Annotated in this window: 24 protein-coding genes, 1 pseudogene and 2 riboswitches; of the genes and pseudogenes, 14 read left to right on the plus strand and 11 right to left on the minus strand. The window is 66.2% G+C overall.

What is annotated here, in order from left to right:
* Nucleotides 1-144: 144 nt before the first annotated feature.
* Nucleotides 145-1,470: a sigma-54 dependent transcriptional regulator gene (locus VUG52_RS15305; protein ID WP_050705488.1), complete on the minus strand. Its 1,326-nt coding sequence runs from the start codon at nucleotides 1,468-1,470 to the stop codon at nucleotides 145-147.
* A gap of 124 nt (nucleotides 1,471-1,594) precedes the next feature.
* Between VUG52_RS15305 and VUG52_RS15310 the strand changes: the two genes are divergently transcribed.
* The gene (locus VUG52_RS15310) at nucleotides 1,595-1,753 is read left to right on the plus strand and encodes a hypothetical protein (protein ID WP_156329628.1); all 159 of its coding nucleotides are present in this window, start codon (nucleotides 1,595-1,597) and stop codon (nucleotides 1,751-1,753) included.
* Between the two features lie 49 nt (nucleotides 1,754-1,802).
* The gene (locus tag VUG52_RS15315; RefSeq protein ID WP_028690802.1) at nucleotides 1,803-2,069 is read left to right on the plus strand and encodes a hypothetical protein; all 267 of its coding nucleotides are present in this window, start codon (nucleotides 1,803-1,805) and stop codon (nucleotides 2,067-2,069) included.
* Nucleotides 2,070-2,170: 101 nt separating this feature from the next.
* Here VUG52_RS15315 and VUG52_RS15320 read toward each other — a convergent pair whose 3' ends face one another.
* From VUG52_RS15320 to cobW, 4 genes are read right to left on the minus strand one after another with little or no spacing between them, the layout of a single operon-like run.
* Nucleotides 2,171-2,785 (minus strand): vWA domain-containing protein, encoded by a 615-nt coding sequence (locus VUG52_RS15320; RefSeq protein ID WP_256205986.1) that lies wholly within the window; start codon nucleotides 2,783-2,785, stop codon nucleotides 2,171-2,173.
* A 53-nt stretch (nucleotides 2,786-2,838) separates the two neighbouring features.
* The gene (locus VUG52_RS15325; RefSeq protein WP_050705487.1) at nucleotides 2,839-3,837 is read right to left on the minus strand and encodes an ATP-binding protein; all 999 of its coding nucleotides are present in this window, start codon (nucleotides 3,835-3,837) and stop codon (nucleotides 2,839-2,841) included.
* A 2-nt stretch (nucleotides 3,838-3,839) separates the two neighbouring features.
* The gene (gene cobN / locus VUG52_RS15330) at nucleotides 3,840-7,601 is read right to left on the minus strand and encodes a cobaltochelatase subunit CobN (RefSeq protein ID WP_331831711.1); all 3,762 of its coding nucleotides are present in this window, start codon (nucleotides 7,599-7,601) and stop codon (nucleotides 3,840-3,842) included.
* Between the two features lie 3 nt (nucleotides 7,602-7,604).
* Nucleotides 7,605-8,672 carry a cobalamin biosynthesis protein CobW gene (gene cobW / locus VUG52_RS15335; protein ID WP_186734603.1) on the minus strand — a complete coding sequence of 356 codons (1,068 nt, stop codon included), beginning with the start codon at nucleotides 8,670-8,672 and terminating at the stop codon, nucleotides 7,605-7,607.
* 100 nt (nucleotides 8,673-8,772) lie between these two features.
* Nucleotides 8,773-8,972: riboswitch (cobalamin riboswitch) on the minus strand.
* A 59-nt stretch (nucleotides 8,973-9,031) separates the two neighbouring features.
* Nucleotides 9,032-9,256: riboswitch (cobalamin riboswitch) on the plus strand.
* Between the two features lie 100 nt (nucleotides 9,257-9,356).
* On the opposite strand from cobW, the gene VUG52_RS15340 reads away from it, so the two are divergent.
* The 7 genes from VUG52_RS15340 to VUG52_RS15370 all read left to right on the plus strand — a co-directional run bounded on the left by VUG52_RS15340 (nucleotide 9,357) and on the right by VUG52_RS15370 (nucleotide 15,812).
* On the plus strand, nucleotides 9,357-9,542 hold the full coding sequence (locus VUG52_RS15340; protein ID WP_028690797.1) for a CbtB domain-containing protein: 186 nt from the start codon (nucleotides 9,357-9,359) through the stop codon (nucleotides 9,540-9,542).
* Between the two features lie 10 nt (nucleotides 9,543-9,552).
* A complete protein-coding gene (locus VUG52_RS15345; RefSeq protein WP_050705484.1) occupies nucleotides 9,553-10,248 on the plus strand; it encodes a CbtA family protein in 696 nt (231 codons plus the stop codon).
* Entirely contained in the window at nucleotides 10,248-10,649 is a 402-nt protein-coding gene (locus tag VUG52_RS15350) for a cobalamin biosynthesis protein (protein ID WP_050705483.1), read from the plus strand. The genes VUG52_RS15345 and VUG52_RS15350 overlap by 1 nt, the downstream gene beginning before the upstream one ends.
* A 29-nt stretch (nucleotides 10,650-10,678) precedes the next feature.
* Nucleotides 10,679-11,431: a precorrin-4 C(11)-methyltransferase gene (gene cobM / locus VUG52_RS15355; RefSeq protein WP_050705482.1), complete on the plus strand. Its 753-nt coding sequence runs from the start codon at nucleotides 10,679-10,681 to the stop codon at nucleotides 11,429-11,431.
* A gap of 65 nt (nucleotides 11,432-11,496) precedes the next feature.
* The gene (locus VUG52_RS15360; protein WP_050705501.1) at nucleotides 11,497-11,739 is read left to right on the plus strand and encodes a DUF1272 domain-containing protein; all 243 of its coding nucleotides are present in this window, start codon (nucleotides 11,497-11,499) and stop codon (nucleotides 11,737-11,739) included.
* 173 nt (nucleotides 11,740-11,912) lie between these two features.
* Nucleotides 11,913-12,527, plus strand: coding sequence for a response regulator transcription factor (locus tag VUG52_RS15365; RefSeq protein WP_262974484.1), 615 nt, complete (start codon nucleotides 11,913-11,915; stop codon nucleotides 12,525-12,527).
* Nucleotides 12,528-12,530: 3 nt separating this feature from the next.
* Nucleotides 12,531-15,812, plus strand: coding sequence for a transporter substrate-binding domain-containing protein (locus VUG52_RS15370; RefSeq protein WP_262974485.1), 3,282 nt, complete (start codon nucleotides 12,531-12,533; stop codon nucleotides 15,810-15,812).
* On the opposite strand, the gene VUG52_RS27285 is transcribed toward VUG52_RS15370, so the two are convergent.
* From VUG52_RS27285 to VUG52_RS15380, 3 genes and pseudogenes are all read right to left on the minus strand, one after another.
* Nucleotides 15,787-16,281, minus strand: coding sequence for a methyl-accepting chemotaxis protein (locus VUG52_RS27285; protein WP_409077828.1), 495 nt, complete (start codon nucleotides 16,279-16,281; stop codon nucleotides 15,787-15,789). The two genes, VUG52_RS15370 and VUG52_RS27285, sit on opposite strands and share 26 nt — an antisense overlap.
* 42 nt (nucleotides 16,282-16,323) lie before the next feature.
* Nucleotides 16,324-17,163: pseudogene (locus VUG52_RS27290) on the minus strand (PAS domain-containing protein); the annotation flags it as partial.
* Nucleotides 17,164-17,254: 91 nt separating this feature from the next.
* Nucleotides 17,255-18,007 carry an SDR family NAD(P)-dependent oxidoreductase gene (locus tag VUG52_RS15380; protein ID WP_050705478.1) on the minus strand — a complete coding sequence of 251 codons (753 nt, stop codon included), beginning with the start codon at nucleotides 18,005-18,007 and terminating at the stop codon, nucleotides 17,255-17,257.
* A 171-nt stretch (nucleotides 18,008-18,178) separates the two neighbouring features.
* On the opposite strand from VUG52_RS15380, the gene VUG52_RS15385 reads away from it, so the two are divergent.
* The 3 genes from VUG52_RS15385 to VUG52_RS15395 all read left to right on the plus strand — a co-directional run bounded on the left by VUG52_RS15385 (nucleotide 18,179) and on the right by VUG52_RS15395 (nucleotide 20,065).
* Entirely contained in the window at nucleotides 18,179-18,898 is a 720-nt protein-coding gene (locus VUG52_RS15385) for an IclR family transcriptional regulator (protein ID WP_050705477.1), read from the plus strand.
* Between the two features lie 121 nt (nucleotides 18,899-19,019).
* A complete protein-coding gene (locus VUG52_RS15390; RefSeq protein WP_050705476.1) occupies nucleotides 19,020-19,406 on the plus strand; it encodes a VOC family protein in 387 nt (128 codons plus the stop codon).
* Between the two features lie 89 nt (nucleotides 19,407-19,495).
* A complete protein-coding gene (locus VUG52_RS15395; RefSeq protein WP_050705475.1) occupies nucleotides 19,496-20,065 on the plus strand; it encodes a hypothetical protein in 570 nt (189 codons plus the stop codon).
* Nucleotides 20,066-20,125: 60 nt separating this feature from the next.
* Here the strand turns inward: VUG52_RS15395 and VUG52_RS15400 are convergent, their stop codons facing one another.
* The gene (locus VUG52_RS15400; RefSeq protein ID WP_331831714.1) at nucleotides 20,126-21,805 is read right to left on the minus strand and encodes an MFS transporter; all 1,680 of its coding nucleotides are present in this window, start codon (nucleotides 21,803-21,805) and stop codon (nucleotides 20,126-20,128) included.
* Nucleotides 21,806-22,009: 204 nt separating this feature from the next.
* On the opposite strand from VUG52_RS15400, the gene VUG52_RS15405 reads away from it, so the two are divergent.
* The gene (locus tag VUG52_RS15405; RefSeq protein WP_050705473.1) at nucleotides 22,010-22,696 is read left to right on the plus strand and encodes a helix-turn-helix domain-containing protein; all 687 of its coding nucleotides are present in this window, start codon (nucleotides 22,010-22,012) and stop codon (nucleotides 22,694-22,696) included.
* On the opposite strand, the gene VUG52_RS15410 is transcribed toward VUG52_RS15405, so the two are convergent.
* Both VUG52_RS15410 and VUG52_RS15415 read right to left on the minus strand, forming a co-directional pair.
* A complete protein-coding gene (locus VUG52_RS15410; protein ID WP_331831715.1) occupies nucleotides 22,679-23,572 on the minus strand; it encodes a sterol desaturase family protein in 894 nt (297 codons plus the stop codon). The genes VUG52_RS15405 and VUG52_RS15410 overlap by 18 nt on opposite strands.
* Before the next feature lie 245 nt (nucleotides 23,573-23,817).
* The gene (locus VUG52_RS15415; RefSeq protein ID WP_262952167.1) at nucleotides 23,818-24,621 is read right to left on the minus strand and encodes a DNA-binding protein; all 804 of its coding nucleotides are present in this window, start codon (nucleotides 24,619-24,621) and stop codon (nucleotides 23,818-23,820) included.
* 295 nt (nucleotides 24,622-24,916) lie between these two features.
* On the opposite strand from VUG52_RS15415, the gene VUG52_RS15420 reads away from it, so the two are divergent.
* Nucleotides 24,917-25,705 (plus strand): formate/nitrite transporter family protein, encoded by a 789-nt coding sequence (locus VUG52_RS15420; protein WP_186715020.1) that lies wholly within the window; start codon nucleotides 24,917-24,919, stop codon nucleotides 25,703-25,705.
* The last annotated feature ends 5 nt before the right edge of the window (nucleotides 25,706-25,710 follow it).

Consider the following 25,710-nt stretch of genomic DNA (forward strand, 5'->3'; position numbering starts at 1 on the left):
TTGTTGGGGTATGACCGCATCAATTAAAGATTGCCGGGGTCGCTTTGCGACCCTTTCGCGGCACAAGGCCGCTCCTACAGAGGACCGCGCCCCCTGTAGGAGCGGCCTTGTGCCGCGAAGAGGGCTGCAAAGCAGCCCCTGGCGTCAGCGAATCTGATGCTTGTGCAACAAACGATAGAATGTCGGTCTGGAAACGCCCAGCACCTTGGCCGCGATGCTCAGGTTGTCGCTGTGCCGGTTCAGCACATCGCACAGCGCCTGGCGCTCGGCCCGGTGCTTGTAGTCCTCCAGAGTGCCCAATGGCTGGTCCTGCTCCTGCAGCTCCTGCAGGCCCAGGTCCTGCGCTTCGATCTGGCGGCCCTCGGCCAATACCAGGCCGCGCCGCACCCGGTTGGCCAGCTCGCGGACATTGCCCGGCCAATCGTGGCGCCCCATGGCCGCCAGGGCGCCGTCGCTGAACGAACGCGGGCGCCGGCCGGTCTCGGCGCTGTAGAACTGGGAGAAATGACTGGCCAGCATCGACAGGTCGCCATGCCGGTCACGTAGCGGCGCGGTCACCACCTGCAGGACATTGAGCCGGTAGTACAGGTCCTCGCGAAAGCGCGCCAGCGCGATGGCCTTCTCCAGGTCCACATGGGTCGCCGCCAAAACCCTGACGTCCACGGCGATCGGCTGATTACCCCCTACCCGCTCGATGTGCTTCTCCTGGAGAAAACGCAGCAGGTTGGCCTGCAACTCCAACGGCAGGTCACCGATCTCGTCGAGGAACAGGGTGCCGCCATTGGCCGCCTCGATACGCCCCACCTTGCGCTGGTGCGCCCCGGTGAACGCGCCTTTTTCGTGGCCGAACAGCTCGGACTGGATCAGGTGCTCGGGGATGGCACCGCAGTTGATGGCGATGAAGGGTTTGTCGCGCCGTTGCGATTGCCGGTGCAGTGTACGCGCCACCAGCTCCTTGCCCGTGCCGCTTTCGCCACGGATCAGCACCGGCGACTCGGTCGGTGCCAGCTTGCCCAGCAACTTGCGCAGCTCACGGATCGGCCGGCTCTCGCCCAGCAGTTCGTGTTCGGGCTCGTCCACCCGCACCGGGCCCTTGCCACGCAACCGCGCCATGCCGAAGGCGCGACCCAGGGTGACCTGCACCCGCGAGACGTCGAACGGCAAGGTGTGGAAGTCGAAAAACCACTCGCAGACAAAATCACCGACATTCTGCAGGCGCAACTCTTCGGCGCTGAGCACGGCGATCCATTCTGTATTGCTGCGCTTGATCAGGTCCTTGACCGCCTCGGGATGCAGCAGGTGCGAGGCCTGCAGGCGCACCAGGCCGACATCGCAGGGCTGCTCCATGGCCGCCTCGAGTGTGCAACTTCGTACATCCCAGCCAACGCTGCGCAGTCCCGGCAAAAGGCGGTGGCAATCGTCGCAGGGGTCGACGATCAGCAAGCGGCGGAGGGATGCGGTATCGAGCATGACCTTTCCTTGGCGCCAGATTATGGTTTTTTAACTGTAAACAGACAGTTGCGACGCCCGAATTAACAGTAGCAATGAAGTTGACGCTCCCCACTACCGTTGGTCAGCCCGGTAAGAAAGCCGCATGCCGCGCTGGGAATTTTCCGACTCAATTACCGTCTTAGGCGCGATGGGCAGTCAGGAAAACATCGCCGATATAAAAAATTTCAACGGCCATGTGACTTCAACCCTGATCTGGAGCATCAGTACGAATAACCCCGCGCTGTACACTTTTATGGAGTAACACCGCGGCACCTTATTTCGCTGTTTGGGACCATGAGAGAGACCGAACCATGAACGCCCCGCTCCGTGTCAACGAAGCACTGCTGATCGCCGACCACGCCTTCGAACCCTTCCAGTGCGTAGCCTGGGATGCACCCAACGGTACTGGTGAGCTGAGCCTGGCAGTGATCGACCGGACCAGCACCCGTATCGGCAGCAAGCAAGTGTCCTCGCGCGTCTATTCCGACCCCGCGCAATGGGCCAGCCTGATCGAGGAAGTGCGCGCCGAACTGTCCGGCAAGGGTTACGACCTGCAACCCTGGTCGATGCCGAAGTAAAAGAGCACTGGGCCACAAGTGCGTGATTGCCACGCACTTGTGCAAGTTTCCCCACTGTCGGGGAAGCTTTTTAATTGCGACATCCTGTCGCAGTTACATGTTTACTTGATCACCGCGAACTGCTCGATATGCCGATAGTCGGCCTGCAGTTGTTCGGCAAGTTGGCGTGCCCGGCCCACGCGCACTGCCGCTGTTTCCATATCCACCAGCAACGTCACGCAAGGAAGCGGCTGTAACGCCGGGCCCTGTTGCAGACGGCCATCGGTCAACACCAGGCAGCGCTGTACCTCATAGGGCAAGCGCTTGCCCCGGGCCAATAACCACTGACGCGCCTCTTCCAGCGCCGCCGGCAACGGTGTACCGCCGCCCGCCCCCAGCGCTTGCAACCAGGGCTGCAACGCCGCCGAGGCTTTCAGGCCATGGCGCTGCCACTGCGGCCGGTTGCCGCTGGCCGTGAGCAAGGCCAGACGCGCACGTTGCCGATAGGCCTCATCGAACAACCCGGCCAGCAGTCCCTTGGCCTGGGCCAGCGCCTGGTTGCGTCGGGTCGACGCCGACGCATCGACGATCACCAACCACAGTTCCGGCGCCTGGGCCTGGCGCTGTTGCCAGCACAGGTCGCGGCGCTGGCGTGGCCGCCCTTTGAGCAAGGTCGCCAACCAGGCGATACGCCCACTATCGCTGGTGCGCGGGCGGCCCCGGGAAGTCCCCGTCAAATGACCGACGCGAGGCCTGGCATCCGCCACCCGATCATGGCGCGAGCGGATGCTCAGGGCTTTTTTGCCCAGTTCGGCACCTCGCGCCGAGCACCTGTGGCCACTGGCTGCGCAGGCAATGCTCCCCAATCGCCCTGACCGCCAGGCGCCTCCTGCGCACTCGCCTGCCCGCCTGCCGAAGTGGCCTGGGGTGGCAGTGCCTCGGTGCGGCGCCGATGGCGCAAGGCAAACTCGGCAACCGCCTGCACATCCGCCTCCTCGATCACCGAATTACCCCGCCAGGCGGCATGGGCCCGCGCCGCGCGCAGCCAGACCAGGTCTGCACGCAAGCCGTCCACCCCGGCGGCGAAGCAGCGCTCGGTGATCCAGGCCAGGGCCTGGTCGTCCAGGGCGATCGATGCCAGGCGCTCACGGGCCGAGCGGCAGCGCTCGCGCAACGCCGCCTGCTGTTCGGCCCACTGATCGCAGAACGCCTGTGGATCGCTGTCGAAAGCCAGCCGGCGACGAATGATCTGCTGACGCGCCTCCGGCGCCGGCAAACCCTCCAAGGCCACGTTTAGGCCAAAACGGTCGAGCAACTGCGGGCGCAGCTCGCCCTCCTCCGGGTTCATGGTGCCGATCAGCACGAAACGAGCGGCGTGCCGGTGGGAAATGCCATCGCGCTCGATGCGGTTGGTGCCGCTGGCGGCCACGTCCAGCAGCAGGTCCACCAAGGGGTCGGGCAACAGGTTGACTTCATCGACGTACAACACCCCACCATCGGCATGGGCCAGGACGCCCGGCGAAAACCGCGCCTGGCCCTGGCCCAGGGCGGCATCCAGGTCGAGGGTGCCGACCAGGCGCTCCTCGGTCGCACCCAACGGCAGGGTCACGAACGGGCCGTCGCCCAGCAGGTCGGCCAAGCCCCGGGCCAGGGTGCTCTTGGCCATGCCCCGCGGCCCTTCGATCAGCACGCCGCCGATCTTCGGATCGATCGCCGTCAGGCACAGGGCCAGCTTGAGGTCGTCGGCGCCGACCACGGCGGCCAGGGGGAATTGTAAGGGTTCACTCATGTTCAGCTGTCTTCCTCGCCGGCGAGCAACTGCTGCTCGAGGCTTTCACGATAGTCGCCCGGTTCCTGCCACAACCCGCGCTGCTGGGCTTCCAGCAGGCGTTCGGTAAGGTCGCGCAGGGCTTCGGGGTTGTGCTCGCGCATGAAATCACGGGTGGCCGGGTCGAGCACATAGGCATCGGCCAAGCCCTGGTAATGATGGTCGTCGATCAGGTGGGTAGTGGCATCGAAGGCGAACAGGTTGTCGACCGTGGCAGCCAGTTCGAAGGCACCTTTATAGCCATGGCGCTTGGCGCCGTCGATCCACTTGGGGTTGAGCGCCCGGGCACGGATCACCCGGTTGAGTTCTTCCTTGAGGGTGCGCACCCGCGGCCGGTCGGCCTGGCTGTGGTCGCCGTGGTAGCTGGCCCGCGACGTGCCGGCCAGGGTTTCGGCGGCTGCCAGCATGCCGCCCTGGAACTGGTAGTAATCGTTGGAGTCGAGCAGGTCGTGCTCGTGGTTGTCCTGGTTCTGCAGCACCGCCTGCACCTGCGCCAAGCGCTGGGCGAACACGGCGCGGGCCGGCGTGCCCTCGTCGGCTGTGCCATAGGCGTAGCCGCCATGGTTGAGGTAGACCTCGGCCAGATCGTCGCGGTTGTGCCACAGGCGTCCGTCGATGGCGTTCTGCACACCGGCCCCATAGGCGCCGGGCTTGGCGCCGAACACTCGCCAGCCGGCCTGCCGCGTCGCCTGCTCGGGCTCGACGCCGGCCCCGAGCAGCGCTTCGCGCTCGGCGCGCACCCGCGCGGCCAGGGGGTTGAGGTCGTCCGGCTCGTCTAGCGCCGCCACCGCCTGCACGGCGGCATCGAACAGGCGGATCAGGTTGCCGAAGGCGTCACGGAAAAAGCCCGACACCCGCAGCGTCACGTCCACCCGTGGCCGGTCGAGCAGGCTCAGCGGCAGGATCTCGAAGTCATCGACCCGTTGGCTGCCAGTTGCCCACACCGGGCGCACGCCCATCAACGCCATGGCCTGGGCGATATCGTCGCCGCCGGTGCGCATGGTCGCCGTGCCCCACACCGACAGGCCCAGCTGGCGCAGGTGGTCGCCGTGATCCTGCAGGTGGCGCTCGAGGATCAGGTTGGCCGAGGCGAACCCCAGGCGCCAGGCCGTGGCGGTGGGCAGGTTGCGCACATCGACGGTATAGAAGTTGCGCCCGGTGGGCAGCACGTCCAGCCGGCCGCGGCTGGGCGCGCCACTGGGCCCGGCCGGGACGAAACGACCGGCCAGGGCCGCCAGCAGGCCATCGATCTCGGCAGCGCCGCAGGCGTCGAGGTCGGGGGCGACCTGCTCGACCAGCGTGTGCAGCACCGCGCGCACCGCCTCCCATTCGAGCCCGTCCGATAGCGCGAGAGTGCCCAGCAGGGCCTGCTCTATCAGTGACAACGCCAGCAACTCCAGGCGCTCGCGGGTATCGCCACAGGTTCGCCAGAGGCTGGCGTCGAGTTGCACCAGCAGGTCCGGGCGCGGCCCGTCCCACGCCTGCCCCAGGTCACAGTCCAGCGGGTCGAAACCCAGCGCCAACGCCTTGGCCAGCACACGGATCAGGCTGGCGTTGCCGCCCTTGCCATCGCCCCGTGCCACCCGCAGCAACGCCAGCAGCGTATCGCTGCGCAAACGTCCCTGCGGCGATTGGCCGAACACGTGCAGGCCGTCGCGGATCTGCGATTCCTTCAGATCGCACAGGTAGGTGTCCAGCCGCGGCAACCACACCGCCGCATCTTCCATCTGGCCTTCGAGCTGCAACTCACGGTCGATATGGTGGGTCTTGACCAGTTCGAGAATGTCCCGTTGCAGCTCGCGGGCACGACGCGGGTCAAGTAACTGCGCCTCGTAGTATTCGTCGGCCAGTTGCTCCAGGTGGCGCAGCGGGCCATAGGTCTCGGCACGGGTCAGCGGCGGCATCAGGTGGTCGATGATCACCGCCTGGGTGCGGCGCTTGGCCTGGGCGCCCTCCCCCGGGTCATTGACGATGAACGGGTAGATGTTGGGCAACGGGCCGAGCAAGGCATCCGGCCAGCACTCGGCGGACAGGCCCACGCCCTTGCCCGGCAGCCATTCCAGGTTGCCATGCTTGCCCACATGGATCACTGCGTCGGCGGCATAGCCGTTGCGCAGCCAGAAGTGGAACGCCAGGTAGCCATGGGGCGGTACCAGGTCCGGGTCGTGGTACACCGCGCTGTGATCCACCTGATAGCCCCGCGCCGGCTGTATACCGACGAAGGTCAGGCCGTAGCGCAGGCCGGCGACCATCATGCGTCCACCGCGGAACATTGGATCCTGCTCGGGCGGCCCCCAGCGCTCCAGCACCGCGCGTTGGTTGGCCTCGGGCAACGCGGCAAAGGCGCGCTGGTAGTCGGCCAGGGCCAGGCTCTGGGCGCAGGGGCGCTGGTCGAGGTGATCGAGGTCGTTGGTGACCCCGCCGAGCAGTTGGTGAATGAGCTCGGTGCCGCTGTCGGGCAGGCCGGCCACCGGATAACCCTGCGCTTGCAGGGCCTCGAGGATATTGAGCGCCGCGCCCGGCGTGTCCAGGCCGACGCCATTGCCGATGCGCCCGTCGCGGGTCGGGTAGTTGGCCAGCACCAGGGCCACGCGCTTTTCCTGGTTGTCCAGGCGCGCCAGGGTCACCCAGCGCCGTGCCAGCTCGGCGACGAAGTCCATGCGCTCGGGATGGGCCCGGTAGAAGACTACATCGGACTGGCTGCGCTCGCTGCGCCAGGCCAGGTCCTTGAAACTCACCGGCCGGGTGATGATGCGCCCGTCCAGTTCCGGCAGGGCGATGTGCATCGCCAGGTCGCGGGCGCCCAGGCCCTGCTCGCTCTGCTCCCAGCCAGACTGGTTGTCCTGCGCGCAGATGGCCTGCAGCACCGGTACATCACGGCGCAGCGGACGCAGGTTGGGTTGTTCGGGGCTGGACAGGGCGAAACCGGTGGTGTTGATCACCACTTCGGCCTGCACCTCGTCGAGCCAGGCCTCGACCTGGTCCAGGCAGGCGCGCTCCTTCAGGCTGGCCACTGCGATGGGCAGTGGGTTCAGCCCGCAGGCCCGCAGGCGCTGGCAGAACACATCGATGAACGCCGTGTTGGCCGCCTGCAGGTGCGAACGGTAGAACAGCAACGGCGCCACCGGATGCTCCGGGTGCCACTCGGCGTACCAGTCCTCAAGACGCGCCGTGGCCTTGATCGGATGGTAAACCGCCGTGCGCGGCAAGGGCTGCGGCTCATCCCACGGGTAATCGCGCCCCAGCCACCGGCTGGCCAGGCAGTTGAACAGGTTCACCGCGTTGGCCTTGCCGCCCTGGCGCAGGAAGTGCCAGAGGCGCTCGGCCTGTTCGCCGCGCACCGTGCCGAGGTCAGTGAGCTCTGGATCGGGACGGTCGTCACCAGGCACCAGGATCAGCTCGACCCCACGCCCCGCCAGTTCGACCAGTTGCTCGACACCGTAGCGCCAGTAGCCAACGCCGCCATGCAGCGATACCAGGATCACCTTGGCATGGCGCAGCACCTGGTCGACATACAGGTCGACCGAGGCATGGTTCTGCACCTGCATCGGGTTGGCCAGGCGCACGCTGGGAAAGTCCGCCGGCAGTTGCTCGGCGGTTTCGGCGAGCAGCGCCAGGTGTGAATCACCGCTGCAGAGGATCACCAGGTCGGCGGGGGTCTGGCCGAGGTCGGCGATGCTGTCGTCCGGCACGAAGCCGCCGGGTTGGGTCCGCAGCAGGTGCATGGATCAGGCGCCCAGAACCTGGCGCAGGCGCGCTTCCAGCTGTGCGGCGTCCAGCGCCTGGCCGATCAGCACCAGGCGGGTGATGCGTGGTTCATCGCTGCGCCAGGCGCGGTCGAAATGCTTGTCGAAGCGGGTGCCCACGCCCTGGATCAGCAGGCGCATCGGCTTGCCGGGGATGGCGGCGAAGCCCTTGGCACGCAGGATGCCGAACTCGGTGACCAGCTGGGTCAGGGCGTCGAGCAGCAGGCTCTCGTCGGCCTCGGGCAGATCAATGGAGATCGAGTCGAAGGCGTCGTGGTCATGGTCGTCATGGTCATCGCCGTCGTGATGCGAGTCGTGATGGGTACGACGACCATCGATATGCGCCTCGGACTCGGCGCCCACGCCCAGCAATACTTCCAGCGGCAAGCGACCGCTGCTGGCCTCGATCACCTTGACCGCCGGCGGCAGCTCCTCGGCCACCTCGGCGCGGACCTTGGCCAGGCCCTCGGCATCAATCAGGTCGGCCTTGTTCAGCACCACCAGGTCGGCGCTGGCCAGCTGGTCGGCGAACAGTTCGTGCAGCGGCGACTCGTGGTCGAGGTTGGGGTCGAGCTTGCGCTGGGCGTCGACCTGGTCCGGGTAGGCGGCGAAGGTGCCGGCGGCCACGGCCGGGCTGTCGACCACGGTGATCACCGCATCGACAGTGCAGGCATTGCGGATTTCCGGCCACTGGAAGGCCTGTACCAGCGGTTTGGGCAAGGCCAGGCCACTGGTCTCGATAAGAATGTGATCGAGATCGCCGCGCCGGGCCACCAGCTCGCGCATCACCGGGAAGAACTCTTCCTGCACGGTGCAGCACAGGCAACCGTTGGCCAGCTCGTAGACGCGGCCGTTGGCCTCCTCCTCGGTGCAGCCGATGCTGCACTGCTTGAGGATCTCGCCGTCGATGCCCAGCTCGCCGAATTCGTTGACGATTACCGCGATGCGGCGGCCCTGGGCGTTGTCGAGCATATGGCGCAGCAAGGTGGTCTTGCCCGAGCCGAGGAAGCCGGTGACGATGGTGACGGGAAGCTTGGCCAGTGTTTTCATGTCGCGGTGCCCTTGGCAGCAGTGGCGCGGGCATGCAGGACGACAGCCACGACCATGCCGGCCTGGCGCGTTCGCCACCGGATCACCCCGCCCGGTTGAAAGTCGAAAACGTCACGAGGCAGGTCTCCTGGCTTGCACCGCTGCGGCACGCTGGCCGGCGGGCCGGCGCCTTCCCGCGCGCCTGCGCAGTGGCTGTGCCGAACCCTTCAGTGCTTACAGTTGCGGGGGCAGCCGCGGCTTGTACCGCGTTCCCGTCTTAGCCCGGGCCAACGCCCGAGAACCTCGAAACGGCAAGGCTACGCAGTGCCTGCCTGGCGGTCAACCGCTGCGGCGATTGACGCGGGCCCGGCCCCGTGATTTGCTAGCGCATTGCGTTCAGGTGCCCCCGACGGGGGTGAAACGGGAAACCGGTGCGTCGTGCCTCCATTCAAAGGAGCCGACAAGGCCGGTGCTGCCCCCGCAACGGTAAGCGAGAGAAGCGTCCAGACCACTGTGCTAAACGTATGGCATGGGAAGGTGACGCCATCGAAGGAGCCTTGCTCCACCTCGCCAGCCCGGAGACCGGCCTGACGTGCTCACAGTACACCCCGCGGTGGGCGGGCGTCGTCGTATCACCTGGGCCGGCCGTGCCCGGGGTCGTCGCGCATGCCCGTTGCCACAACAAAAGCAGCAGAGGAACGCGTCATGCCCATCACCAGCGCCAAACACAGTATCGCCACCCCCGTCAGCCTCAGCCAGCGACTGATCGTCGCGGTCGGCGCCAGCCTGCTGGGCCTGTGCCTGGTGTACTTCGCCGGTTTCTCGCACATCGAGGCGGTGCACAACGCCGCCCACGACACCCGCCACAGCGCCGCCTTCCCTTGCCACTGAGTAAACCCGCATGATTACGCGCATCGCCCGTACCGCGGGTTTCAGCGGCCTGCTCGCGGCCCTGCTGCTGACCTTGCTGCAAAGCTTATGGGTCGCCCCACTGATTCTCCAGGCGGAAACCTACGAATCCGCCGCCCCGGTCGCCGAACACCATGAGCACGGCGACGCCGTCGCGCCCCACGAGCATGAACACAGCGCCGAGGCCTGGGCGCCGGAAGACGGCTGGCAGCGCGTGCTGTCCACCACTGGCGGCAACCTGGTGGTCGCCGTCGGTTTCGCCCTGATCCTGGTCGCCCTCTATAGCCTGCGCGAACCGAACCGCGTGGCCACCGGCGCGCTGTGGGGCCTGGCTGGCTTTGCCGTGTTCTGCCTGGCGCCGACCCTGGGCCTGCCACCGGAACTGCCCGGCACCGCCGCCGCCGACCTCGGCCAGCGCCAGACCTGGTGGATCGGCACCGCAGCGGCCACCGCCGCTGGCCTGGCGTTGCTGGTGTTCGCCCGGCACTGGTTGTTCAAGTCCCTTGGCGTCGCCCTGCTGGTGATCCCGCACCTGATCGGCGCGCCGCAGCCGGCGGTGCATGAAAGCCTGGCGCCGGAAGCCCTCGAGACCCAGTTCAAGATCGCTTCGTGGCTGACCAACGCCGCGTTCTGGTTGGCTTTGGGCCTGCTCAGCGCGTGGCTGTACCGTCGCTCCAGCCAGGCCTGATGCACGAGTTTCCTGCCCAGCCGGCGCTGTACGCCGGCTTTGGCTGTCGCCGTGGCTGCCCGGTCGAGACGCTGGCGGTGCTGCTGCGCCAGACGCTCAACCGCCACGCCCTGCCCCTCTCGGCCCTGCGCGCCATTGCCAGCATCGAGCCCAAGGCCCGCGAGCCCGGCCTGCTGGCATTGGCCGAGCGCCTGGGGCTGCCTTACATCTGCTTCGACGCCACGCATCTGACGGTCTTCGAACCGCTGCTCAGCCATCGCTCGGCCACGGTGTACGCCCAGACCGGCTGCTGGGGCGTCGCCGAAAGCACCGCCCTCGCCCTGGCTGGCGACAACGGCCGCCTGCACGTGCCCAGGCAGGTACTCGGCGGCGCTACCCTGGCCCTGGCGATCGGCGGATAATCCGCTGCAAATTTCTGCAAGGAACCCCCATGACGGTCTATTTCATTGGTGCCGGCCCCGGCGATCCGGAGCTGATCACGGTCAAGGGCCAGCGCCTGATCCGCCAGTGCCCGGTGATCATCTACGCAGGCTCCCTGGTCCCCGCCGCTGTACTGGAAGGTCATCAGGCGCACACCGTGATCAACAGCGCCGAACTGCACCTTGAACAGATCGTCGAGGTGATGCGCCAGGCCCATGCCAAAAACGAGGATGTGGCCCGGGTGCACAGCGGCGACCCCAGCCTGTACGGCGCCATCGGCGAACAGATCCGCCACTTGCGCGAACTGGACATCGACTACCAGATCGTCCCCGGCGTCACCGCCACCGCCGCCAGTGCCGCGCTGCTCGGTTGCGAGCTGACCCTGCCCGACGTGGCACAGACCGTGATTCTCACCCGCTTTGGCGACAGTTCGCCGATGCCGGCCGGTGAGCAACTGGCCGACCTGGCCCGCCACGGCAGCACCCTGGCCATCCACCTGGGCGTGCGCCACCTGGCCCGCATCGTCGAGGAGCTGCTGCCACACTATGGCCTCGACTGCCCGATCGCGGTGGTCCATCGTGCCACTTGGCCGGACCAGGACTGGGTCAAGGGCACCCTGGCGGACATCGGCGAGCGCGTGGCCGCCAAAGGCTTCCGGCGCACGGCGCTGATCCTGGTCGGCCATGTGCTGGGGGACGCGCCGTTCGCCGACTCGGCCCTGTACCGTGCCGGTCACGCCCACCTCTATCGCCCAGGCTCGTGAAACGATTGCCGACCAGGGGCGCGGCGTAGCACACTGGATTTTCCAACTGGATGGAAACCAAGCCCATGCTCGAACTGCGCCCCAACTGCGAATGCTGCGACACCGACCTGCCCGCCGAAAGCCCGGATGCGCTGATCTGTTCGTTCGAATGTACCTTCTGCCGCGCCTGCAACGACCGGCACTTCCACAACCGTTGCCCGAACTGCGGCGGCCAGCTGGTGGCCCGCCCCACCCGTGTCGGCAAGGTCCTGGACAACAATCGCGCCTCGACACAGCGCGTGCACAAGCCGCACGCACCCTGTGCCTGAACCTTTCTTGTAGGACTTTTCTACAGGTTGGTGCAGGTATTTCAACACACCTATACTCGCCTATTACCAAGGCTCCTGAATATCCGTAAGGTGCGCGCTGCCCAGCAAGTCCGCTGCCCAGCGCCTGTAATCGTAGGCTGGAAGCGCGCTGCACTTTGACAGGAGTTACCTGAATGACATCCGTGCTGTTGGTCGATGACCATCACATTGTTCGACTTGCCGTACGCATGCTGCTCGAACGCGAACGCTTCACCGTCGTGGGGGAAACCGGTAAAGGCAAGGAAGCTGCCCGCATGGCCGAGCAGACCAAGGCGGATGTGGTCATCCTCGATATCGGCCTGCCGGACCTCGACGGCATGGAGGTGATCAAGCGCCTCAAGCTGATCGACCCGCCGCCGCGGATCATGGCCCTGACCGGCCAACCCGCCGACCTCTACGTGCGCCGCTGCATGGACGCCGGCATCTCGGCCTTCGTCAACAAGGACGAAGACCTCGACGCCCTGGTCTTCGCCCTCAAGGCACTGGTCAAGGGTTACTCGACCTTCCCGCAGATGGCGGTCAACAGCAATACCCTGGAAAGCGAGACCGAGCGCCTGGCACTGCTGTCCAACCGGGAAATGGAGGTGCTGCGCCGGCTCAGCGCCGGCCAGAGCAACAAACTGATCGGCGAGCAGATGAACCTCAGCGCCAAGACCATCAGCACCTACCGCGGCCGGATCATGGAGAAACTCAAGGTCGAGTCGCTGGTGGAAATGGTCGACCTGGCCAAACGCAACAACGTGGCCTGAGCCATGCACAAGGGGACATCGCTTTGCCTGCTGCTGGTCGCGCTGCTGTCGCTGCCCGCCAACGCCGAAGTGCACAGCGAGCCCCGCCACCTGCTGGCCCGAGCCCTGAGCGCGGCGCCACCGCTGGCGGTGGCCGCTTCCGACCGGCAGTGGCTCAATGAGCGCAGGCGCCTGGTACTGGGCAGCTCGCACCCGGACTACCCGCCCTTCGACATCAACATCAGCCAGGCCGACTACGAGGGCCTGACCGCCGACTACGCCGGCCTGATCGCCGAGCAGTTGGGCGTGCCGATCGAAGTGCGTCGCTATGCCAGCCGCGCCCAGGCCCTGGATGCGCTGCGCGCGGGCGAAATCGACCTGCTGGGCAGCTCCAATGCCTTCGAAGCCAGTGATGCCGACCTGGTACTGAGTACGCCCTATGCCGACGACCTGCCGGTGATCGTGTCGCGACAGAACCAGAGCCTGCCCGAGGGTGACAACCTTGAAGGCCTGCGCCTGGCCATGGTCGACCATTACCTGCCCATCCATACGGTGCAGCAGCTCTACCCACGCGCGCAGTTGAACCTCTACCGCTCCACCCTCGCGGGTGTCGCCGCGGTGGCACTGGGCCAGGCCGATGTCTACCTGGGCGATGCGATCAGCGCCGACTACGCGATTGCCAAGGGTTTCCAGGAACGGGTCAAGGTCGATCACTTCGTCAAGGCGCCACCCAGCACGTTCGCCTTTGCCCTGGCCCGCGACGACCAACGCCTGCTGCAACTGGTCGACCTCGCCCTGGCGCGCATCGCCGACAGTGAGCGGCTGAACATCCTGCGCCGCTGGACCGGTGGCAGCACCAGCGTCCTGCTCGACCGTCGCCTGGACGCCCTGACGGCCGAGGAGCGCGACTGGATCGCCCGACACCGGCAGATCAAGGTGATGATCAACACCTCTCTCGCGCCGCTGAGCTTCACCGATGCCCAACAGCAACCTCGGGGCATCGCCCTGGACTTGCTGGAGCGTATCGGCCTGCGCACCGGCCTGCGCTTCCAGGTCGTCGAGTCGGAATCGTTCGAGGACATGGTCGAGCAGGTTGCCCAGGGCAAGGCCGACATGATCGGTGCCATCGGTTACGGTGTGCTTCGCGCCCAGCGCGTGCGCTACAGCCGCCCCTACATGATCAGCCCACGGGTCCTGGTCACCCGCCAGGACGCGCCAGCGCTGGACGCCGCGCAACCTCTGCAAGGCCAACGGGTGGCATTGCTGCGCGGCTCGCCTTCGCTCGAAGGGCTCGAACGCCAGTACCCCGGCCTGCACACCGTCGAACGGGAAAACCCCCTGCAACTGATGGAGGCCGTGGCCAACGGCGACGCTGATGTCGCCCTCAGCTCGCAGATCAATGCCACCTACTTCATCAACCAGGTGTTCAACGGCCGGCTCAGGATTGCCGGCTTGCTGGGCGACGAACCGGCGCTGGCGACCTTCGCGGTAAGCCCGACGGAACACCAGTTGCAGGCGATCCTCGACAAGGCGTTGCTGAGCATTCCACCCGACGAGCTGGAGCAACTGGTCAATCGCTGGCGCACCAACACCGTGGTCAGCGACAGCCCCTGGCGCAACTACCGCACCCTGGCCCTGCAGGTCCTGGTTCTGGCCGCCCTGCTGCTGACGGGCGTGGTGTTCTGGAACACCTACCTGCGCAAGTTGATCCACCAGCGCAGCGAGGCCCAGCGTGCGCTGCAGGAGCAGCTGGCACTCAGCCGCGGCCTGCTCGAACAGTTGCGCCAGGCCAAGGACGATGCCGAACAGGCCAGCCGGGCGAAGAGCACCTTCCTGGCGGTCATGAGCCATGAGATCCGCACGCCGATGAACGCCGTCATCGGCCTGCTGGAAATGGCCCTTGAGGACAGCCGGCACGGTCATAGCGATCGCCAGGCCCTGGAGGCGGCCCACGACTCGGCGATCGGCCTGCTCGAGCTGATCGGCGATGTGCTGGACATCTCACGCATCGAGTCCGGCCACATGACCCTGCAACCGGTGGCCGTCGACCTGGTCGACCTGATCCGCTCCACCCTGCGAATCTTCGAGGGCAGCGCCCGCCTCAAGGGGTTGGCCCTGCGTGCAGTGCTGCCTGGCGCCCCGGCCTGGGTGCTGGCCGATCCGTTGCGCCTCAAGCAGGTGCTGTCGAACCTGTTGAGCAACGCGATCAAGTTCACCGACCACGGCCAGGTCGACGTGTCACTGCTGATGACCTCGCTCGATGCCGGCCTGCACCAGGCCAGCTTGCAGATCAAGGACAGCGGCGTGGGCATTGGCGCCAGCGACCAGGCGCGGCTGTTCACCACCTTCTCCCAGGTCGATGGTCGCCAGGCCCGCCAGGGCGCCGGCCTGGGGCTGGTGATCAGCCGCGAGCTGTGCGAACTCATGGGGGGCGAGCTGACCCTGCACAGCATCGAGGGCCTGGGGACCCAGGTCGATGTCCGCCTCACCCTGCCCGGCGCCGAGCCCAACACCGACGCGACGCTCGTCAACCCGGTGGTCGAAGTCCTCAGCGGGCCGCTGCAGGTCCTGGTGGTGGACGACTATCCGGCCAACCTGCTGCTACTGGACAAACAGCTGCGCTCGCTGGGCCACCAGGTGAGCCTCGCCGACCAGGGCAAGGCGGCGTTGGCACTGTGGCAGGCAGGTCACTTCGACGTGGTGATCACCGACTGCAGCATGCCGGTCATGGATGGTCATGAGCTGGCCCGCGCCATTCGGGCGCAGGAGCGCAAGACTGGCGCATCGGCCTGTCGCATCATCGGCGTCACCGCCAACGCCCAGGCCGAGGAGCGTCAACGCTGCCTGGACAACGGCATGGATGAATGCCTGTTCAAGCCGATCGGCCTGCAGGCACTCAGGGCCTGCCTGCCACTGGCTGCCGCGCCCCAGCCTGACCTGGCTGGGGAAGCACCGCGCCCCAGCGGCTTCAACCTGGCCGAACTGCGCCACCTCACCCAGGACGACAACCAGCTGATCAGGCGCCTGCTGGAGCAGCTGGCACGAAGCAGCGCCGAGGACCTGCAGGCACTGCAGGCGCTCGGCGCCAATCCGTTACCCGAGGCCCTGGTACCGGTGGTCCACCGGGTCAAGGGGGGCGCCAAGATGCTCAAGGTCAGGGGCGTGAAGCAGGACTGCGAGGCCCTGGAGCAGGCCATCGCCCAAGGCGAGCCGGTGGACCGGCTGCTCGCCCGGCTCCAGGCCAGTCTGCACGGACTGGAGCTGGAGCTGCGCCAGAGCCTCAGTGCAATTGAAGGGTCGAACTGATCTGGCTGATCGCGTCCACCACGTGCCGCGACCCCTGCTGGATCTCCATGATCACCGTGCCGGCCTCGTTGGCCAGCTCCACGCCAAGCCCCGTACGGGTCAGGCTTGATTGCATGCTGGCCACCGCGGTCAGTGACAGATCATGATTCTGTCGCACCACCTCGACAATCTCCAGGGTCGCCTTGCTGGTGCGCGCCGCCAGGTTGCGCACCTCGTCGGCGACCACGGCGAAGCCCCGGCCATGCTCGCCGGCGCGGGCCGCCTCGATGGCAGCGTTGAGCGCCAGCAGGTTGGTCTGGTCGGCGATGCCGCGGATGGTCAGGACAATCTGCCCTATCACCTCGGACTGCTTGCTCACCGCATCGATGGTGCGCGCGGCATCGTTCAGCTCGGTTGAAATCTGCTCGATCACCTCGACCGCCTGCTGCACCACCTGGGTGCCCTTGCGCGCGCAGGCGTCGGTCTGCATCGAACTGGCATGGGCGGCGTCGGCGGCGGTCTGCTGGGTGCTGATCTGACGGGTGATGTCGCTGGCGAATTTCACCACCTTGTACAACCGGCCCTTGTTGTCGAAGATCGGGTTGTAGGACGCCTCCAGGTACACGGTCTGGCCTTGTTTGTTGACGCGCTCGAAGCGGTGCGAATGGTACTCGCCGCGATTGAGCGAGGCCCAGAAGTCGCGGTACTCGGCCGACTCGCGCTCATGGGGCAGGCAGAACAGCCCATGGTGGCGCCCGACCACTTCCTCCAGGCGATAGCCCATGGTATCGAGGAAGTTCTGGTTGGCCTTGATCACCCGCCCGGCCGGGGTGAACTCGATCACCGCCATGGAGCGGCCGATGGCCTTGAGCAGGCTTTCGCTTTCATGCTCCTCGATCACATGCCGGGTGATGTCAGAGGCCACCTTGATCACGCTGGTGACCTGCTGGCGCTCGTCGATCACCGGCATGTAGCTGGCCTCCAGCCACACCTCGCGACCGGCCTTGTCCAGGCGCTCGAAGGTGCCGCTGATGGCCTTGCCCTCACCCAGTTCGCGCCAGAGCTGTTGGTACTCGGCGCTCTTGGCGTAGGTCGGGTCGCAGAAAATCCGATGGTGCTTGCCGCGGATCTCGTCGGCACTGTAGCCCATGGTCTTGCAGAAGTGCTCGTTCGCCTCGAGGATCGTGCCATCCGGCGCGAACTCGATCATCGCCATGGAACGGCTGATCGCGGCCAGTTTCGCCTCCATGCCCGCCAGGGCCTGCCGGGCGCGCTGAATTTCGACCAGATCGGACTTGCGATGGTATTCGAACATGGGCCGGGGCTCCTGTATCCACGGGATGCCCTGAGCATAGATCGGCCCAAGCGCCATGCAAGCGATCTGATATCACTTTTGGATTAGGCATTTGTACCGTCTGTCTGCCCGTGGCCACAACTCCCGCCAGTCCAGGCCCGGGCTGTCGTCAGAACTGCACGCCGCGGGTCAGGCCGCCATCGACCAGCAGGTTGGTGCCACTGATGAAGCTTGCCGCCGGACTGGCCAGGAACACCGTGGCCCGGGCGACCTCTTCCGGCCGCGCCATGCGTCCGAGCGGGTTGGCCGCCAGGCTGCGGGCAAACGCCTCGGGCTGCTCGCGTTCGATCCGCCCCCAGACGCCATCGGCGAAATAGACGTTGCCGGGCGATACGCAATTGACCCGGATACCCTCGCCGGCATGGCGCGCCGATAGTGTCTTGCCGTAGTGATTCAGCGCGGCCTTGAGCACCCCGTACGGCTCGTCGAAGCTGCTCAGTTCACGTCCGGACACGCTGGAGATCAAGACCACCGCCGCCTGCGCCGAGGCCCTGAGCCAGGGAAGCGCCGCCGTCACCATGCCGACCGTGCCCAGCAGGTCGGTTTCGAAGGCCTGGCGCCATATCCTGGCCTCGCTGCCGTGGGCCAGGGCGCTGACGTTGGGCACGACGATATCGATGCCGCCCATGCGCTCGGCGGCAGCGGCGATCCACCCGTCGACCTGCACGGCATCGGTGATGTCCACCGCCCTGCCGCGGGCCTGGTCGCCAAACTCGGCCTCGGCCTGGCGCACCCCAGCCTCGTCCCGCGCGCAAAACGCCACCTGGGCGCCTTCGGCGAGAAAGCACTCGACGATGGCCCGACCGATACCCCGTGTGCCGCCGCTGACCACGACCCGGGCACCTTGCAGTTGCAGATCCATGTACTGATTCCTCTGGCTGGTTGAATTGCCGGCGAGTGTAGGCACAGCCCCCCGTCAACAGTGGAAGCGGGCGCAGAAAAGCCTCAAGGTTCGACATTGCCGAACTCGAGCGCCTGCGCCACCTTGCGATTGCAGGCACAATGGGCAGCCATCGAATGCCGGGATCGCTTTATGTCCGCCAACAGTCGCCAGATCCAGTCCCTGGAGCGAGCCATGCACCTGCTCGAACTCATCCGCGCCGGAGGCGGCCGGGCGCGCCTGAACGACCTCGCCGAACGCAGTGGCCTGGGCAAGAGCACGGTCCATGGGCTGCTGGATACCTTGATGTCGCTGGGATACGTCACCCGCGAGCAGCGTCACTATGCCCTCGGTCTGCGCCTGCGCCAGCTGGCACAACCACTGAGCGAGACCGAGCAGCGCCTGCGCCAGGCCTTCACCCCGGCGCTGCGCGCCTTTGCCGACCTGTGTGGGGAACACTGCTTCCTGGCGGTGCCCGGCGGCACGCGTGCCTACCTCACGCTGGCAGCACTGGATGGCCGGGGTCAGGCGTTGCAACTGCCCGCGGACACCCGTCGCGACGGCCTGGCCACCTCGGCGATCGGCAAGGTACTGTTGGCCCATGACCCTCAGCTGGCCAGGCAACTGCTGCGTACCCAACCGGTCCCGCAGACGCTCGAGCAGGAGCTGCACCAGGTCGCCAGCCAGGGGTTTGCCCTCGACCTGGCCGCCTCTCGTGAAGACCTGCACTGCTTCGCCCTGCCCCTGCGCCTGCGCGGCCAGGTGGTCGCCGCACTTGGTGCCGGCGGGCCGGCGCAACGCCTGCAGGCGCCGGTAATGCGACGCATGGCGACCCGGGCGATGCGCTCGCTGTTCGACCTGGTGAAATGCTGACGCGCGACAAGGCGCAGCGATCTCCGGTTGAAAGTCTGCGAGCCAGTCCACCCGATGCAGGCGACCCTTCTATAATCCCCAGGTACCCGCAGCGCGATGCTGCCCCTCCAGAGGGATACACATGAAGATCGTGGTCACCAGCATCCTCGTCGACGATCAGGCCAAGGCCCAGGCCTTCTACCACCATGTCCTGGGCTTTGAACCCAAGCACGACATCCCCATGGGCAAGCACCGCTGGCTCACCCTCACCTCCCCCAACGATCCCAACGGCGTCGAGCTGCTGCTCGAACCCGACGCCCATCCCGCAGCCAAGACCTACAAGGCCGCGCTCAAGCAGGACGGCATTCCCGCCACTTCGTTCGGCGTGCGCGATATCCAGGCCGAGTATGAACGGCTGCGCAAGGCCGGCGTGCAGTTCACCCAGCCGCCCACGGCCATGGGCCCTGTTACCGTGGCCGTGTTCGACGATACCTGCGGCAACCTGATCCAGATCGCCCAACGGCATTAGCCGACACCCCTGCCTGATACCCGCGTGGTTTTCCCCGCGGACTGCTACATTGCTGACTTCCCCCGGCGCAGCCAGAACAAGGACAACCCATGCGCTACGAATTCAGTGAAGTGCTCAACGACCTGATCGACTATTTCCTGCTTGGCGATGTTCAACTGCTCGAACAGTTCAAGGAAGACCACGACCTGCCTGACGACCTGGCCCGCGCCTTCACCAGCGGCGACAGCGGCGACCTGGCGGTGGCGCAAGGGGTGATCCTGCCGCTGGCCGGGATCGACAACCTGCCCTACCGCATCCTGTTCACCCTCGACGAGCGCACGCCGGCGCTGCTGGAGCCCGGCAGCCGTCTCAAGCATCGTCGTGCGGGGTATGGGCTGCGAGTCGAGAACCGTGCGCTGATGCTGTTCACCTGGCGCGTCCTGCAGCACTTCACCAACAAGGCCCTGGGCGACCTGCTGGCGCGCTACCAGGAGCCGGGGCGGCCGATCATCGAGCTGGACAACGGCTGGTACACGGTGGAGGTACTGGCGGGCGCCGTGGTGCGTGACGGGCTGTACGAGCCGGCGATCGAGTTCGTGCTCAAGAAGGCGTATGCCAAACCGCAGACCTCTGCGGTGGATGTCGGGTACCGATTTACCTTGCGTGGATACTTCGACTGATCAACCGTCATCGCGGGGCAAGCCCGCTCCCACGAGCGGGTGGAGCGGGCTTGCGGCCGGTCAGGTGTGGTTGATGTCGCGATCTTTCGTTTCCGGCAGGAACAAGATTCCCAGCACCGCGGTCATTACCGCGATCACGATCGGGTACCACAGCCCGTAGTAGATGTCCCCGGTCGCCGCGACCATGGCGAAGGCCACCGTCGGCAGGAAGCCGCCGAACCAGCCGTTGCCGATGTGGTATGGCAACGACATGGAGGTATAGCGGATCCGCGCCGGGAACAGCTCCACCAGCCAGGCGGCGATCGGCCCGTAGACCATGGTCACGTAGATCACCAGGATGCTCAGCAGCAGCAACACCATCGGGTAGTGAATCTTCGCCGGGTCGGCCTTCTCGGGGTAGCCGGCTTCCTTCAGGGCCGCCGTCAGGGTGGCGGTGAAGTCATCACTTTGGGTCTTCAGGTCCGCCGCGGCCAGGCTGCTGCCCTCGAAGCTCGGGATCACCCGTTCACCGATACGGATCTGCGCCACGCTGCCGGGCTCGGCCTTCTCGTTTTCATACGGGATCGCCCGCTTGGCCAGCAGGCTCTTGGCAATGTCGCAGGAGCTGGTGAACCGGGCCTTGCCCACCGGATCGAACTGGAACGCGCACTGCCCGGGGTCGGCCACCACCACCACCGGGTTCTGCTCCTGGGCGACGAACACGTCCGGGTTGCCGTACTCGGTCAGCGCCTTGAAGATCGGGAAATAGGTCAGCGCGGCGATGATGCAGCCGGCCATGATGATCTTCTTGCGCCCGATGCGGTCGGACAGGCTGCCGAAGACGATGAAGAACGGCGTACCGATCAGCAGCGAGCCGGCGATCAGCAGGTTGGCGGTCTGCGGGTCGATCTTCAGCGTCTGCAACAGGAAGAACAGCGCGTAGAACTGCCCGGTGTACCACACCACCGCCTGCCCGGCGGTGCCGCCGAGCAACGCCATGATCACCACCTTGAGGTTGTCCCAGCGGGCGAACGACTCGGTCAGCGGCGCCTTCGACGCCTTGCCTTCGGCCTTCATCTTCATGAACACCGGCGACTCGTTGAGCTGCAGGCGGATGTACACCGAGATCGCCAGCAGCAGGATCGACAGCAGGAACGGGATGCGCCAGCCCCAGGCCTCGAACGCCTCGGTGCCCAGGGCTGTGCGGCAGGCCAGGATCACCAGCAGCGACAGGAACAGGCCAAGGGTGGCGGTGGTCTGGATCCATGCGGTGAAGAAGCCGCGCTTGCCCTTGGGCGCATGTTCCGCCACATAGGTGGCGGCGCCGCCGTACTCGCCGCCCAGCGCCAGCCCCTGCAGCAGGCGCAGGCTGATGAGGATCACCGGCGCGGCCACGCCGATGGTCGCGTAGCTGGGCAGCAGCCCCACCACCGCCGTGGATATGCCCATGATCACGATGGTGATGAGGAAGGTATACTTGCGCCCGATCATGTCACCCAGGCGGCCGAACACGATGGCGCCGAATGGCCGTACGGCAAAGCCGGCGGCGAAGGCGAGCAAGGCGAAGATGAACGAGGTGGTCTCGTTGACCCCGGCGAAGAAGTGCTTGGCGATGATCGCCGCCAGTGATCCGTAGAGGTAGAAGTCGTACCATTCGAACACGGTGCCCAAGGACGAGGCGAAGATGACTTTGCGCTCCTCCCGGGTAATGCCACGTTGGGGCGCGCTACTGCCCGTGGATGCGCTGTCAAGGACCGCCATGGGTCGCCTCCGTCTGGTTGTGGTAGACCGGAGTGCTCCATCAGATCCCAAAGCACGCACCCAGGCCCAAGGGCATTGCAGGCTGCGCGAAGCACCACGAGGCATCGACCTCGGATCGCGGCAAGTCACCTCAAGCATAATCGGCCTTTGAACGATATCCACTCGCATGAGTGTTTATTGACCAATACGGATAGGAAGCCCGGGATGAACGAACGACAGGACAGCGCTTGGCGGGGTCGACTCTGGCTGGCCGATGACCATTGCCTGCTGCTCGGCACGCCAGGGTGCACCAGTGTCCACGCCCACTATGCCCACCAGGTGCTGTTACCACTCGAGGGCGAGGTATGTGCTGAGATCGCTGGCGAACCGTGCAGCGGCAGGTTGCTGGCCATCGAGTCGTTGCAGCCCCACGCCATGCCCGGGCATCAGACACCCTGCATCACCTTGTTCGCCGAACCCCTGGCGTTTTCCCTGCAGACCTTGCTTGACGCCTGCCAGCAGGCGCCCCGTGATATCCCGGGTCTGGCCCAGGCGTTGCGCCTGGCACCGCGCCGCTCGTTGGACCCGCGCCTGACCCGAGCCCTGGCGCGGATCCGGGCGCTGGACGAGCAGCGCCTGCCAGCCACGACACTGGCGCAGGACGCCGCGCTGTCGATCAGTCAGCTGGAGCGCTTGTTCAGCGGCAGCCTAGGCCTGTCGGTACGACGCCTGGTGCTTTGGCAACGCCTGCGCATGGCCCTGCGCCAGGCCCTTGACGGCATGTCCCTGACCGAGGCGGCCATGGCTGCGGGCTTTGCCGACTCGGCACACCTGTCCCGCAGCCTCCGTCAACAGTTCGGTATCCGCGCCAGCGAGGCCCTGCGCCACCTGCGCTCAGATTCGCTGGCCTAGGGCCTGGCGCAGGCCGCGCGGCAGTGGTGCCGGCGGCTGCGCCGTGGCTGTCGGGCGAAACGGCTCACGCAGCTGTGCCAGGTACGCTTGCGGGTAGTCCGGGCGATCACCGATGCCCACGTCGTCATCGGCCAGTCCATAGCCCGGCAGGTGCAGCGCGGTTCCCAGCAGGCGATCCCACAGCGGGAAAAACAGGGAGAAATTGACGTCACCCAGCGTGCCGTACTTCAGGTGGTGCAGCCGGTGCACGGGTGCCCAGGCAAACAAATGGCGCAGGCCGCCGATGCGCATGTCGACATTGCTGTGCTGCAGCAGCAACTGCACCGAGATACTGAAAGCCAGCAGCGCCGCGATATCCTGCGGCAAGCCCAGCAACAGCAGCGGCAGCACACCGCCGAGGGCCTCGGCGAGCTGGTGCAGCGGGTGCTTCATCAGGCCATTGAAGCCGTACAGCCGGGTCACGCTGTGATGCACCGCGTGCAGGCGCCAGAGCAACGCGCTGCGGTGGCTGGCGTAGTGCACCAGGGTGATGCCCAGGTCGGCCAGGGGTATGGCAAGCAGCAATTGCCACAGCACTGGCCAATGGCTGGGCCACAGCCCGCTGGCCGGCAGCCAGCCGGCGAGCAGTGGAATCGTGGCGATACTGGCGACATTCAGGGTTTCGTTGACCAGCGCATGCAGGCCATCGCACCCGCCCTCCCCGTCAGCCTCGCTCCAGGCGGGCTTGTACGGGTACAGCGCTTCGCAGGTGAACGACAGCAGGATGGCCACGCCGAGCAGGGGCAACAGCCAGAGAATGTCGGCGCCGAGGTTGATCAGGTAGACGGCTGTACCGATGAAACCGAGGAAGAAGCATGGGGCATAGAGGATGCGCATGGAGGGCTCCGGTCATGGATGGAGCCGCCAGTGTTGCCGGGTGCCTGAGCGTGACGCTTGAACGAACGGCGCATTTCCTGCCCCAGGCCTGCACACGTCCCCTGTAGGAGCGGCCTTGTGCCGCGAAAGGGCTGCGAAGCGGCCCCAGGATTTCAGCGTCGATGAAAAGATCGCCGGGGCCGCTTTGCGGTCCTTTCGCGGCACAAGGCCGCTCCTACAGGGGTTGTCGATGAATACGAGACTCTTTAGATTCGCGTCGCCAACTGGCGGCGCATCTCGTCATTGGCGCCCTGGGCCTGGGCCAGTATCGCCCGCAACCCTTGCACCTGGGCGTCGCGCTGCTGCAATTGCTCGTCCAGCAACCGGCTCTGTGCCGTTGCCTGGCGCTGCTCGGCCAGCAGGCGTTCGTTGTCTCGGTGCAGGCGGGTCAGCTCATCCTGACGGGCGACGGCGCCCTGCTGCAGGGTCTGCAACTGGCCCTGCAACTGGCGCACCTGGGTCTCGCTGCGGCGTTGCTCCTGCTGGCGCTGTTCGAGGCTGACGCGCAGTTGCTCGTCCTTGTCGACAAGACGTGCCTGCAATTCGCCCTGGGACTGGCTGAGACCGGCACTGCGCAGCTGTTCGGCCTGCAGACTGGCCTGGCTGGCGGCCAGGCGTTCGGACTCGACTCGCAGCGCACCACTCAAGGTCTCGACCTGGCGCAGCGCGCCGGCCAGCTCGCGCTGAGCCAGTTGCAATTCAGCCTGCATCGCCGCGCAGCGTGCTTCGGCCGCGGCCTCGGCAGCGTCGATGCGCGCCTGCCCTTCCTCCTGCAGTTGCGCGGCCAGTCGCCCGACCATCCGACCCAGCGGTTCGCTCAGCGCCGTGCTGTTGCCCAGCAGCGACGCAGGCTGACGATCGAGTTCCTTCAGGTAGCGGTGGATGGTGGTCTTGGACCCGGTATTGCCCAACTCGATACGTATCGCGTCAATACTGGGATTCTCACCACGGGCCATCAGTGCCTGCCGCGCCTGCTGAACAGCTGCCTTGTCGATGCCTATGCGGGCCATTGCTCACTCCACCATTACATACCATGGCATGTACCATGTAATTTGGTGAATACTGCACGTCCCGCGCCGCCTTTTCAAGCGCGTCGGTTGCAGCTCATCCATTACAGTCGCTTTCATATAGCACAACCGCTTTGATACCCGCCCCTCATAGATGAGATCTATCACCTCATCCAGCCTATCGATTTGACCGCGTCAAATTGCCTCAGCTAACGTGCCGCCCGCTTCGAAGCCGCCCCGCCGCTGTCAAACCCCAATCCACGGTCCAAGCCGTCGTCCTTGCGTTCGAGTTGTTGAAATGTCTGTGAATACCCCCTCCCGGATCACCGAGCTGGTCATAGAAGCCGGCACCCGCAAAGCCCACCTGCCCACCCGCGCCACCCTGATCCTCGGCTTCCTGGCCGGGGCGTTCATCTCCCTGGGTTTCCTGTTGGCGATCCACGTCAGCGCCATGATCCCCACGCCATGGGCTTCGTTCGGCACCCTGCTGGGCGCCGCGGTATTTCCCATCGGCCTGATCCTGGTGATCCTGGCCGGGGGCGAACTGCTCACCGGCAACATGATGAGCCTGCCCCTGGCGATGTTCGCCGGGCGTATCCGCCTGTGGGCAGTGGCGCGCAACTGGGCCCTGGTGACCCTGGCCAACCTGCTGGGCGCGCTGTTCGTCGCCTACTGCTTCGGCCATCTGCTCGGACTGACCGAGGGACCGTACCTGGGCAAGACCCTGGCGGGCGCCACCAGCAAGGTCAGCGCCGATTTCCTGCATGCCTTCGTCTCCGGCATCGGCTGCAACTGGCTGGTGTGCCTGGCCGTGTGGCTGTCCTACGCCAGCCGTGAGATGAGCGGCAAGATCCTCGGCATCTGGTTTCCGATCATGGCCTTCGTCGCCATCGGCTTCCAGCACGTGGTGGCCAACATGTTCCTGATCCCGGCGGCGATCTTTGCCGGCTACCTGAGCTGGGGGCAGTTGCTGGAAAACCTGGCGGCTGTGTTCCTGGGCAATGCCGTGGGCGGAGCGATCTTCGTCGGCCTGGCCTACTACGTCTCGTTCGGCGCCCCGGCGCAGGAACAGGGCGCGCTGCAGTAGCAGGC

The organism is Pseudomonas sp. LH21 (assembly GCF_036549575.1).
Taxonomy (GTDB): Bacteria; Pseudomonadota; Gammaproteobacteria; order Pseudomonadales; family Pseudomonadaceae; genus Aquipseudomonas; species Aquipseudomonas peradeniyensis.